The organism is Actinocrinis sp., from assembly GCF_035938995.1.
In the GTDB taxonomy this organism is placed as follows: domain Bacteria; phylum Actinomycetota; class Actinomycetes; order Streptomycetales; family Catenulisporaceae; genus DASZGI01.
Genome location: NZ_DASZGI010000162.1, coordinates 1 through 11,798 on the forward strand (window position 1 = coordinate 1; position 11,798 = coordinate 11,798).

Sequence of the window (11,798 nt, forward strand, 5' to 3'; positions counted from 1 at the left end):
GCGGCAGCGCGGGACCCGTGGCAGCCCGCTCCGCCTTGGCCTGATCCTCCGCCGCGCGCTTGACCGGGTTGCCCGAGCGGCTGCGCCCCTTCTTGCGGGCGGCCTGCGCGTTCGCCTTCTGCTTCGCGGACATCCGGCGGCCGCCACCGGGGCCGAAGCCGGGCATGCCCGGCATGCCGGGGAAGCCGCCGCGGCCGGCCGACTTCATCATCTTCTGCATCTCGAAGAACCGGTCCACCAGGTTGTTGACCGCGGACACGGTCACCCCGGAGCCCTTGGCGATACGGGCGCGGCGGGAGCCGTTGAGGATCTTCGGGTCGGTGCGCTCAGCCGGGGTCATCGAGCGGATGATCGCCCGGACCCGGTCGACCTCGCGCTCGTCCACATTGGCGATCTGCTGCTTGAGCTCCGCCATGCCGGGCAGCATGCCGAGGATCTTCTGCAGCGAGCCCATCTTGCTCAGCTGCTCCATCTGCGCCAGCAGGTCGTCCAGGGTGAACTGGTCGCCGCCGAGCAGCTTGCGGGTCATCTCCTCGGCCTGCTGGGCGTCGAAGGTCCGCTCGGCCTGCTCGATCAGGGAGAGCATGTCGCCCATGCCCAGGATCCGGGAGGCCATCCGGTCCGGGTGGAAGACGTCGAAGTCGTCGAGCTTCTCGCCGTTGGAGGCGAACATCACCTGACGGCCGGTCACCTGCGCCACGGACAGCGCCGCGCCGCCGCGGGCGTCGCCGTCGAGCTTGGTGAGCACCACGCCGTCGAAGCCGACTCCGTCGAGGAACGCCTGCGCGGTGGTGACCGCGTCCTGGCCGATCATCGCGTCGACGACGAACAGGACCTCGTCCGGCGAGACCGCATCGCGGATGTCCGCGGCCTGCTTCATCAGCACCTGGTCGATGCCCAGGCGGCCGGCGGTGTCGACGATGACCACGTCGTGGAGCTTGGCCTGGGCGAACTCGATCGAGTCGCGGGCGACCTTGACCGGGTCGCCGACGCCGTTGCCCGGCTCCGGGGCGAACACCGGCACGCCCGCGCGCTCGCCGACCACCTGGAGCTGGGTGACCGCGTTGGGCCGCTGGAGGTCGGCGGCGACCAGCACCGGGGTGTGGCCCTGGCCCTTGAGCCAGAGGCCGAGCTTGCCGGCCAGCGTCGTCTTTCCGGAGCCCTGCAGGCCGGCCAGCATGATCACGGTGGGCGGGCGCTTGGCGAAGCGGATCCGGCGGGTCTCGCCGCCGAGGATCCGGATCAGCTCCTCGTCGACGATCTTGATGACCTGCTGCGAGGGGTTCAGCGCCTGGGAGACCTCGGCGCCGAGCGCGCGCTGCTTTACCGCCGCGACGAACGGGCGCACCGCGGCCAGCGCGACGTCCGCCTCGAGCAGCGCGATGCGGATCTCGCGGCAGGTGGTGTCGATGTCCTCCTCGGACAGTCGCCCTTTGCCCCGCAGGGCCTTGAAGGTCGCTGCCAACCGGTCGGAAAGCGTGTCGAACACGGCGCCGTCAGATCCTCGCTGCTTCGAAGGAACAGTTTCTGTAAGGAACAGTTCTCTGTGTGGTCTCCAGGTTGCCCCGGTACTGCTTCCCAGGGTATCCGGTGGCCGTTCGTTGTCGGTGCGGTCGCCTATCGTGAGGGTCAGTCGAGCTGAGAGGTCGGTGGCGGCATGGCGCCGAACCGGTACGCCGGTGCATGCAAGACCTGCGGAGACACCGTTCCCGCTGAGAGCGGGGAACTGCGCCGCGAGTCCGGGGCGTGGGCCGTCTACCACTCCGGCTGCCTACCCGCGCCCTCGCCAGGATGGCACAGCGGGCTGCTCGGTTCGTACGACTGCGAGACCACCGGCACCGACCCCTTCTCCGCCCGGCTGGTGTCGGCCGCGTTCGTAACCTCGGCCGGGGCGCGGCACGAGTTCTTAGTGGACCCGGGCGTGGAGATCCCGGCGGGTGCGGCCGCGGTGCACGGGATCAGCACCGAGCACGCGCGGTTGCACGGCGGCGATCCGGCGGTGGCGTTGGAGCGGATCGCGACGTTGCTCGCCGAGCACCTTTCCGCGGGGGCCCCGCTGATCGTGTTCAACGCCCCGTTCGATCTGACGCTGCTGGAGGCGGAGCTGGAGCGGCACGGTCTCAAGGCTCTGCGCGACCGGGTGCGCGCCGTCGCCCCGATCGTCGATCCGCTGCTGATAGACCGCACGCTCGACCGGTACCGGAAGGGAAGCAGGACCCTGGAAGCGCAGTGTGCGTATTACGGGGTGGTGATCGAGAGCCCGCACGACGCCTGCGCGGACGCGCTGGCCGCTCTCGGTGTGGCCAAGGCGCAGGCGGCGCGGTTTCCGGATCTGGCGGCGGCGACGCCGAGCGAGCTGCACGCGCGGCAGGTGGAGTGGAAGGTCAGATCGGACGAGGATTTCGCGGCGTACAAGGCCCGGCGCGGCGAGGTCTACCAGCCCGAGCCGGGTTGGCCGCTGCGGATCCGGCAGTCGCCGGTGCCGCCGCCGTCTGCCGCGCCGGCACCATTCACCGCGCCCGTGACGACGCCGCGGGTCAGCGATCTGAGCGAGGCCGGGTCAGGGTGAACGTCTCGAGCGGCGAGACGGCGCCGTCGGGCTGGGAGACGTTGAAGTAGGTGACCCGGATGCTGGTCATGCCGCCGGGGCGGTCGCCGGGGTCCACGTCGAAGGCGGCGAAGCCGTACGGGTGGGTCAGGTCGCGGAAGGCCGACCAGACCGCCTGCTCGGTCACGTAGACCGGGGGCCGCTTGCCGCTGGGGCCGACCGGGCCCACCGCCGTGATCACCTTGCCGGTGCCGTCGGTGAAGAAGGCCGAGTTGGAGGGCGATCCGGTCCCGCCCCCGCCGAGCACCATGTGCACGGTGCCCTTGGAGGTGTCGATGTTGTCGGTGGCCGAGGAAACTGGGTTGGGGGTCAGCGTCTCGGAGCCGGGGACGGTACCGCGCACCGCGAGGGAGCGCTCGTAGTCGTGCTCGTGGCCGCACAGCACCAGGTCGACCTCGTACTGGTCGAACAGCGGGCCCCAGTTCTGCCGGATGCCGAGGTCCGAGCCGTTCGCGTTGGACGAGCTGACGATCACCTGGTGCATGCACACCACAATCCAGTCGGTCTCCCGGGAGGACCGGGCCGCGCGCAGCTGCTTCTCCAGCCACGCCTTCTGCTCGCCGCCGCTGTAGCCGCTGACGTAGGAGTTGCCGGCGTCCTGGAGCGCGACGTCGTCGTTCTGCAGGACGATGACGCGGACGCTGCCGACGGTGAAGGCGTACCAGAGCCCGTTCCAGTCTGCCGAGCCGTTGCTCGGGACCGCGAAGCGGGTCTGGAACGCCTGGTAGCCGATCGGGCCGTTGCCGAGTTCGTTCTCGTGGTTGCCGGCCGCGGGCATCCACGCGCGGTAGCGGGCCGAGCGGGTGTTGTTGGCGAAGAAGGAGTTCCAGGTACGGATGCGGTCCGTGGTGAGATTCGCGTAGCACAGGTCGCCGTTGAGCAGGTGGAACAGCGGCTGGACCTGCTCGATGCCGTGGACGATGTCGAACGACGCGGGCGAGGCGATGCCGGTGATCCCGGCGCTGTAGCTGCCGGTGGCCGCGCCGGGTACCCAGCTGGCGGTGGGCACGGACTGGTCGCCGAAGCTGGTGAACGTGAAGGGGACCCGGCCGACGGGCGCGGTGCGGAAGGTGCCTGCGTCGGGGAGCACGCCCTCGGCCATCGCGGCGTAGATGTAGGTGGTGTCGGGTCGCAGGTCGGTAAGCCGCGCGTGGTGAACGTAGACCTCGCGGTTACTCAGCCCGTCGATGTAGGTGCGCGTGTGGGCGTCAGCCTCGCGCCCATAGCCGTCGTCCGGCGTCCCAAAGCGCACGCGCGGATTGGCGACAGAGTTGACCGTGGACCAGGACACGACCATCTCGCGGGCCGGATCGTCGCCGAAGGTCAGGTGCAGGCCGTCCACGGGAGGGGCGCCGAGCTTCTCCGGCTGCCGCCACAGGAGCGGCGACGACGCGGTGGCGGAGGAACCGTTCGTCGACGGGCCCGCGTCCGCGACGGCTCTCGGCGCGGCGAGCGCAATCGGAGCGGCCGCAAGGGCACTTCCTGCGGCGAACGTGCGCAGCGCCGCGCGGCGACTAAGGGAGGACTCCAAGACGGCAGCGCCGGTCGACACAGCGCTCGGAGATAAAGCGCCCACATGCGCGGCGCTACCGGAAAGGGCGCCGGCTGAGGCGGCATCAGCTGAAACGACGTCAGTGGCGAGTGCGCTGCTGATGGACTCCACGGAACGCCTCCTGGCGGAATGACGGAGCGCTGGCGAGCCTGACAATGCGACTCGACGCTATCGCCGGCACCGGGAGCGAGGCGTGAACGAGGGATGAAGGCCCTTCAACACTCAGCCCAAACAATCAGCCCGGACAATCACCCCAACGAATCAGCGCAGCGCGGCGCGGATCCGATCGGCCACCTCGGCGGCGTGGTCGGCGGACAGTCGGGCGCCCGACGTGTCGCGCAGGTAGAAGGCATCGACGGCCTCGGACCCGAGTGTGGCGACGCGCGCGGTCGAGATGTCGGCGCCCGCGTCGGAGATCGCCGCCGCGACCCGGTGCAACAGCCCGGAAGTGTCGGCCGCCCGGACCTCGATCACTGTGGCGAGCGCGGACGCGTCGTCGAGCACGGCGACGGACGCGGGCGCCACGAGCGCGGCGCGGCCGGCCGGGCGCTGCTCGGCCTCGCGCGACGCGATCCGCGCGGACAGGTCGAGTTGCCCGGCGAGCGCAGAACGCAGGTCGGTACGCAGGCGGGCGATGTCGGGCAGTTCGCCGTATTCGGCGGCGACGGTCCAGCGCTGGACCGCCCACGACTCCGTCACCCCGCCGTCCGCCACCTCGACGGTCTCGACCTCGGCGCCGAGGATCCTGATGTGGCGCAGGCTCAGCACGCCGGCGACCACGGCCAGCACGCCCAGCCGGTCCGGCAGCGCCACGTCGAGGCTCCCGACCCCGGCCCCGCCCGGCCGGGTCGCCACGACCGCGAGCCGATCCGGGACCGCGGCCGCGCGCCGCGCCAGCGCCGAGCCGTCGAAGAGGGTGGCTGGCCGAGTCGCCTGCCCGGCCAGAGTCGCCCGCGCGCGGTCGGCTGTCGCGGAGAAGAGGGCGGCCCGCCAGCGGTTCCAGACCGCTGGACCGGTCGCTTCCGAGTCGGCCTCGGTCAGCGCGTGCAGCAGCGCCAGGAACTCCCCTGGGCCAACCGAGCCACCCGGTACGTCCGCGGCGGACAGCAGCACCGCGAGCGTCGCCGGGTCGTCCGGGTCCCGGTGCACGGCCACCTGGGCGAGCAGCAGATGGTGCCGCACGAGCGCGGCGAGCACCGCCGTGTCCCCCGCACCGAATCCGAGCCGCGGCGCCAGCCCTTCGACGAGTTCGGCGCCGACCTCGCTGTGGTCCCCCGGCAGCCCCTTGCCGAGGTCGTGGCAGACCGCAGCGACGAGCAGCAGGTCGGGGCGGGCGACGCGGCGGGTGCGCGAGGCGGCGTGGACGGCGGTCTGCACCGCGTGCCGGTCCACGGTGTGGATGTGCAGGGCGTTTCGCTGGGGCAGCGATCGCATCCTTTCCCATTCGGGCAGCAGGCGCACGAGCAGGCCGGTGCGGTCGAGCGCCTCCCAGACCGGGACGAGACCTGGTCCCGAACCGAGCAGGCGGACGAACTCCTCGCGCGCGGCCCGCGGCCACGGAGTCGGCAGCGGCGCGCCATCGTCGACGAGACGCCGCAGGGCGGCCGGGGCGAGCGGCAGTCCGGCCGACGCCGCCGCAGCAGCAGCGCGCAGCGGGAGCACCGGATCGCGCGCCGGGTCGGCGGCGAGCGCGAGCATCGCCTCGCCGTCCGCCGCGACGACGCCGTCCGCGAGCGGGACGCGCTCGGCGCCGCCGCGCCGCCGCGCCGACCGGCCGCGCTCGGCCAGCACCTGGTCGATCCGTCGCCAGGCCACGTCGCAGGCGTATGCGATGGTGCGGGCGGCGTCGGCGACCTCGGCGAGCAGATCGTCCGCTCCGGCCAATCCGAGCATCGCCGCGACGTCGTCCTGCTCCTGAAGCAGCAGCCGGTCGGACGCACGGCCGGTGGAGATGTGCAGGGCGTCGCGGACGTCGAGAAGGCGGGTGCGGGCGGCGTCGGGTTCGCCGTGCGGGATGTCCGCGAGCCAGGACGCTGCGATCGCGGTCAGGGCGTTGGCGTCGCGCAGCCCGCCGATCGCCTCCTTCAGGTCGCCTTCGAGCCGGTAGGCCAGTTCGCCGTGCAGGGCGAGCCGTTCCGCGCGCGAAGCCTCGACCTCGGGAAGCCGCTTGGGCGCGCGGGCCCGCCAATCGGCGAGCGCGGCGGTACGCAGCTCGTCCGTCAGCGTCCGGTCGCCGGCGATGTGACGGGCGGTCAGCAGGCCGAGCGCCACCGGCAGATCCTCGCGGGCGAGCGCGCGGGCCTCGGCGACGCCGCGCACCGAGTGGTCGAGCTTCACCTTGGCGTCCCAGACCGGGTACCAGATCGCGTCCGCGAGCTCGGCGACCTTCGCGCCCTTACGCCCCGCGTCGTGCAACAGGAGCACGTCCAGGTCGCTGCCCGGAGACAACTCGGCCCGCCCGTAGCCGCCGACCGCGACGAGGGCCACGCCGCGGACCGGCTCGTCACCCGAGGGCGCCCCGGCTGTCAGAGCCGCCGCGAGCAGTTCGGTCAGCCACGCGTCCGCCGCCTCGGCGAGCGCCGCGCGCAGCTTCGTCCCACGCAGCCCCGACCCGATCAGTTCCTCGCGACGCTGGGCGTATCCCATGCCCGGTCCTCTCCCACCTCGGGATGCGGCGAACGGTGGCGGGCGCAGATGCCCAACCCGGGATCTGCGCCCGCCACCGAATCACGAAGCGATGTTCATCAAGCGCTGCGTTTCATTTGTTGCGATCAACCACCGTACTGCTGCTAGAGCGCGTCGGCCCCACGTTCGCCGGTGCGCACGCGCACCACGGTCTCGACCGGGGTGACCCACACCTTCCCGTCGCCGATCTTGCCGGTCTGCGCGGCCTTGGCGATCACGTCGATCAGGGTCTCCACGTCGTGGTCCTCGGCCAGCAGGTCCAGCTTGACCTTCGGCACCAGGTCGATCGTGTACTCGGCGCCGCGGTAGACCTCGGTGTGGCCGCGCTGGCGGCCGTAGCCGTTCGCCTCGGTCACGGTCAGGCCGTGCACCCCGAAGGCCTGGAGCGCGCTTTTGACCTCGTCGAGCTTGTACGGCTTGATGATCGCGGTGATGAGCTTCATGTCAGGCGTCGACCTTCTCATCCTCGGAGGGTCCGGCGATCGACTCGACCGCCGGGGCGGTCGCGGCGGCCACGCTCGCCGCCGCGCGGTGCAGGGCGCCGGACAGGCCGCCCCAGTCGTACGCGGTCTCGGCGTGCTCGCTCTGGTCCACGCCGACGATCTCCGCCTCCTCGGTGACCCGCAGACCGATCGTCTTATGTACCGCGAAGGCCAGGATCAGCGAGACCACAAAGGAGTAGGCGAACACGATGCCGGCGCCCTCGGACTGGGCCCACAGCTGGTCGAAACCGCCGTGGTAGAACACGCCCGCGCGGGCGCCGTTGGTGTAGCCGCCCACCTCGATCGGGTCCGCGAAGAAACCGATGAGCAGGGTGCCGAGGATACCGCCGACCAGGTGTACCCCGACGACGTCGAGCGAGTCGTCGAAGCCGAACTTATTCTTCAGGTTGATCGCGTAGGCGCACACGAAGCCGGGGATCAGGCCCACGAAGATCGCCCCGAGCGGCGAGACAGACGCACAGGCGGGGGTGATCGCGACCAGGCCCGCGACCGCGCCGGACGCGGCGCCGACGGTGGTGAACTTGCCGTGCTGGATCTTCTCCGCGGCCAGCCAGCCGATCACCGCGGTGCAGGTGGCCACCTGGGTGTTCATGAACACCACCGAGGCCTGGCCGCTGGCGGTCAGCGCGGAGCCGGCGTTGAAACCGAACCAGCCGAACCACAGCAGCGCGGCCCCCAGCATCACGAAGGGCACGTTGTGCGGGCGCATCGGGTCCTTGCGGTAGCCCACCCGCTTGCCGATCACCAGGGCGCAGGCGAGCGCTCCGGCACCGGCGTTGATGTGCACCGCGGTACCGCCGGCGAAGTCCATCACGTGCAGCTTGGCGTTGATGAAGCCGTTCGGGGAGAACACCCAGTGGGCGACCGGGAAGTAGATCACGGTGACCCAGCCGACGACGTACACGGTCCAGCCGACGAACTTGGTGCGGTCCGCGATCGCGCCGGAGATCAGCGCGGGGGTGATGATCGCGAACATCAGCTGGAAGCAGGCCACCGCGAACAGCGGGACCCCGGTGGAGCCGTAGATGCCGGGGTGCCCCGAGGTGACGCCGGTGGCGATGCCATGCATCCCCCACTGCTGCAGGCCGCCCCAGAAGCCGCTGCCGTTCGCGTCGTTCGCGTTGCCGAACGAGACCGACCAGCCGTACAGCACCCACGCCACGGTCACCACCGCGATGCAGATGAAGTTCATCATCAGCATGTTCAGCACGCTCTTCGCGCGCACCATGCCCCCGTAGAAGAACGCCAATCCAGGCGTCATGAGCAGCACGAGCGCCGAACTGGCCAGCACCCACGCGGTGTTGCCAGAGTCCAGAGTTGGCATCGGTCACGTATCCTTCGCGAGGCCCGCCCGGCGGTTCGGCGCCGCACGCCGTCCGGCCGGGTCGTGTCAGTGGAAAGGTTGCGCAGCGTGACGCCGACTGGGCCCAGCCGACAGTTCACGGGAAGTTGACTGAAGTTGTCGTTGCGCAGAACATTCGCGTCGAGCCATTACCACTCACGGCGCGTGTTGTTTCACCGACGTGACGGATCGCTCAAACCGGTTACGTCCGTGTGAACGCTTGCGCGGGGAACGGGATCGCCGGGCCGGGCGCCCCGACACCTGCGGGTTCGCGCAGCCGCTCGGACAGTTCCCGCAGCGCCGGGTCCTGTGGGAAGCGGTGCCGGGCGCGGGCGGCGACTTCGCGCAGCCGCTCTTCTGTGTGTCTGGACCGTAACCGAACGGCAAGGGCCGAGGCGGCGCGCAGATGCTCGGCCGCGGCGGACGCGTCGCCCATGATGACCCGCGCTTCGGCGGCTCCGGCCAGCGCGGTTACTCGGCCGCGCAGGTATCCGGGCCACTCGCGCTCGTACAGGCCGACCGCCGTCTCGAGGTCGGCCGCCGCGACGACCGCGACACTCGGCTCCCGAGCGGCCAGGTCGCAGCGGGCCAGGCCGAGATCCGTGTGGAGGGCGGCCAGGGTGAACCAGGCCAGCCAGTCCGCGCCGCGCTCTTGCGCCCGGGCCTTGGCGTGCAGCGCCTTCGCCCGCTCGGCGGAGTATTGGCAGGCCTCTGCGAAACCGAGGGCGCCGAAGGCGCGCGACTCGACCGCGTCGGCCAGCGCGGCGGCCAGCGGATCGAGCTCGCCGCGCGCCCCGGAGCGGCCGACGGCGAGCAGGTCGAGTGCGTCCTGAGCGCGCTTCAGATAGATCTGCTGACGGCCCATCGCGGCCAGGATGCCGACCGCCAGCGCCTTGTCGCCCGCCTCCATCGCGGCGTGCAGGGCGAGAATCTGGTAGCGCTGGGCGGTGGCCTGGAGCCGGGAGTCGAAGGCCATCTCGCCGGCCAGCAGCGCGATCTCGGCGGCGATCCGGAACAGCCGGTGGCCACTGTGGTCGGGGGCCTGCCGGATCAGCTCGGCCACCTCGTAGAGCTGGCCGACGACGGCAGCCCGCCGGACGCCGCCGCCCGCCGCCGCGTCCCACGCGCGGAAGGTGCGGGCGGCCTCCTCGAGCTGCTCGGCCAGCAGCGCGAGCCGCCCGCCGCGCGAGCGCGGCGCCGGCACGGATGCATGTGCATCGACGCCGACGGTGCGCACCGCGGCCGCGGGCAGCAGCCACCGCTTCACGGGTTCGACCAGCGCCGAGCCCGCCGCGAGCGGGGGCGCGCCACCGCCCGCGCCGCGGCGGCCGAGAATCAGGTCACTGCGACAGAACTCGGCGAGCAGCTCGGCGGTGCGCTCACCGGACCAGGGCAGGTCGGCCAGCGTGCCGGCGATCGGGCTGGCCGGCTCGCGCAGGCCGAGGTCGCTGAGGGTGACCACGCAGCCGAAGCGCTCGCCGAACAGCTCGGTCAGGATCCGTGGGATCGGGTCGCGCGGCTGCTCCCCGTCGAGCCAGCGGCGCACCCGGGAGGTGTCGGTGGCGACGTGGGTGGCCCCCAAGTCCCGGGCGCGCCGGTTGACCAGGCGGGCCAGTTCCCCCTTCGACCATCCGCTGCGTACGAACCAGGAGCCGAGCAGTTCGTTCGGGACACGCTCCGACACCGCCCGAACCCTCCTTGCCGCGACCGGCCACCGCCTGAAGCACCCTGATGCTCTAGCACTGTGATGCCCGAGGCACCCATGCCGAAGCACCCTGACCGAAGTCCGGCGGAGCGTAGTTGATGATGAGCTGAACGTAACCGTCCGGCGCGCGTGATGCAGGCGAAATTGCAAATGCGCCATGATTCGCCACCCAGCGCCATGTTCTGTGTTCCCTTTGACCGGCTATGGTCTATTCCGTGGGGGAGGCTGTAGCGCGCCATCGCTCGTTCCGGTGAGCACGGCGCGGTCGCGGTCCCGAGCGGTGACCCGGCCCCGGGCGTCGGAGTTGAGAAGGGTGTGACGACGATGATGCGCGGGCAACTCAGTGGCCTCCTTCCCCGGCAGAGCAGCCGGCGGCACGCCGGACGACGGCAGGGCGACCCGCGGCGGACGGACCGTCGCGCGGTGGCGCTGCGCTACGCCGCGTGGGACTGGCCGGTGGGTCCCGACCCGACCGTCCCCGCGACTACGGACCCTGAGAAGGTATTCGCCGCGTGGACCCGGCTGCCGGACGCGCCGATCCTGGCCGAGTGCGGAAGCGCGTTCGACGTGGTCGTCGCGGACGGCGCCCTGGTCCGCCACGCGCTGGCCCGGCTCGACCGGCTCGGGGTGGCGGTCGGCCCGGTGGTCGCCTGCCCCGGCGCCTCCCGGCACGTCGCGCCGGGCGGCGGGTTGGCCGCGCCCTCGGGGTCAGGGAAGCTCTCGGGAACCGGCACGCTCGCGGTGCTCGTGCGAGCGGGCAGTGCCGCGTCGATCGACGCGTTGCTGGACCGCCGGCCCCCCGGCACGTCATCGCCACAGGTGATCGGCCGCGGCGCCCGCTTCGAGCTGCCCGCGAGCCTGGACGCCGATCCCCGCCCGGCCTCCGGCGCCTTCAGCGAGCGCTCCTGGCTGCGCCCGCCCACCGGCGCACGTCCGGCGCTTCCCGCCGCGCACGTCATCCTCGGTGCGCTGGCCCTGGTGCCTTATCGCACGTTCGCCGGAGTCAGCGCACGCCCCTAAGCGTCATGTGTCTTTCCTGCTCTTCACGAGTGCCGTGGCCCAATGGCGGCTGTAGATCGCGTGGCGGGGAAAAGCGCCGCCGCGCGATCTTTCGCCGCCGCCACGGCTACTCGTGAAGAGGCTGTGTCTTTCCCTGCTGTCCGCAGAGCGTCTATTAGCCGATCAGTGCGTCCACGAAGGCCGCGGGCTCGAAGGGCGCCAGGTCGTCGACGCCCTCGCCGAGGCCGACGAGCTTCACCGGTACGCCCAGCTCGCGCTGCACCGCGATCACGATGCCGCCCTTCGCGGTGCCGTCGAGCTTCGTCAGCACGATGCCGCTGATGTCGACCACCTCGCGGAAGACCCGCGCCTGCACCATGCCGTTCTGGCCGGTCGTCGCGTCC

General features: G+C 71.7%; 8 protein-coding genes and 1 pseudogene. 2 read left to right on the forward strand and 7 right to left on the reverse strand.

Translation table 11 applies throughout. The features are described 5' to 3' along the window. The coding region (ffh, locus tag VGZ32_RS11685; RefSeq protein ID WP_326885971.1) for a signal recognition particle protein at positions 1 to 1,489 on the reverse strand (1,489 nt) is incomplete at its 3' end. 168 nt (positions 1,490 to 1,657) lie between these two features. On the opposite strand from ffh, the gene VGZ32_RS11690 reads away from it, so the two are divergent. Then, on the forward strand, positions 1,658 to 2,569 hold the full coding sequence (locus VGZ32_RS11690; RefSeq protein ID WP_326885972.1) for an exonuclease domain-containing protein: 912 nt from the start codon (positions 1,658 to 1,660) through the stop codon (positions 2,567 to 2,569). Here VGZ32_RS11690 and VGZ32_RS11695 read toward each other — a convergent pair. The 5 genes from VGZ32_RS11695 to VGZ32_RS11715 form a co-directional block, all read right to left on the reverse strand. Continuing rightward, positions 2,538 to 4,139, reverse strand: coding sequence for a metallophosphoesterase family protein (locus VGZ32_RS11695; RefSeq protein ID WP_349263571.1), 1,602 nt, complete (start codon positions 4,137 to 4,139; stop codon positions 2,538 to 2,540). The two genes, VGZ32_RS11690 and VGZ32_RS11695, sit on opposite strands and share 32 nt — an antisense overlap. A gap of 282 nt (positions 4,140 to 4,421) precedes the next feature. Further along, positions 4,422 to 6,806 carry a [protein-PII] uridylyltransferase gene (locus VGZ32_RS11700; RefSeq protein ID WP_326885974.1) on the reverse strand — a complete coding sequence of 795 codons (2,385 nt, stop codon included), beginning with the start codon at positions 6,804 to 6,806 and terminating at the stop codon, positions 4,422 to 4,424. A 143-nt stretch (positions 6,807 to 6,949) separates the two neighbouring features. Then, positions 6,950 to 7,288, reverse strand: coding sequence for a P-II family nitrogen regulator (locus tag VGZ32_RS11705; protein WP_326885978.1), 339 nt, complete (start codon positions 7,286 to 7,288; stop codon positions 6,950 to 6,952). 1 nt (position 7,289) lies between these two features. Beyond that, positions 7,290 to 8,672 (reverse strand): ammonium transporter, encoded by a 1,383-nt coding sequence (locus VGZ32_RS11710; protein ID WP_326885975.1) that lies wholly within the window; start codon positions 8,670 to 8,672, stop codon positions 7,290 to 7,292. 220 nt (positions 8,673 to 8,892) lie between these two features. Beyond that, on the reverse strand, positions 8,893 to 10,374 hold the full coding sequence (locus VGZ32_RS11715; protein WP_326885976.1) for a hypothetical protein: 1,482 nt from the start codon (positions 10,372 to 10,374) through the stop codon (positions 8,893 to 8,895). Between the two features lie 444 nt (positions 10,375 to 10,818). Here VGZ32_RS11715 and VGZ32_RS11720 point away from each other — a divergent pair, with 444 nt between their 5' ends. Then, positions 10,819 to 11,415 (forward strand): hypothetical protein, encoded by a 597-nt coding sequence (locus VGZ32_RS11720; protein WP_326885977.1) that lies wholly within the window; start codon positions 10,819 to 10,821, stop codon positions 11,413 to 11,415. Positions 11,416 to 11,569: 154 nt separating this feature from the next. Here VGZ32_RS11720 and VGZ32_RS11725 read toward each other — a convergent pair. After that, positions 11,570 to 11,798, reverse strand: a pseudogene (locus VGZ32_RS11725) (signal recognition particle-docking protein FtsY); the annotation flags it as partial.

Coding starts and splice junctions, on each gene's coding strand:
- VGZ32_RS11690 (WP_326885972.1), top strand. CDS start 1,658: ATGGCGCCGAACCGGTACGCCGGTGCATGCAAGACCTGCGGAGACACC.
- VGZ32_RS11700 (WP_326885974.1), bottom strand. CDS start 6,806: ATGGGATACGCCCAGCGTCGCGAGGAACTGATCGGGTCGGGGCTGCGT.
- VGZ32_RS11705 (WP_326885978.1), bottom strand. CDS start 7,288: ATGAAGCTCATCACCGCGATCATCAAGCCGTACAAGCTCGACGAGGTC.
- VGZ32_RS11710 (WP_326885975.1), bottom strand. CDS start 8,672: ATGCCAACTCTGGACTCTGGCAACACCGCGTGGGTGCTGGCCAGTTCG.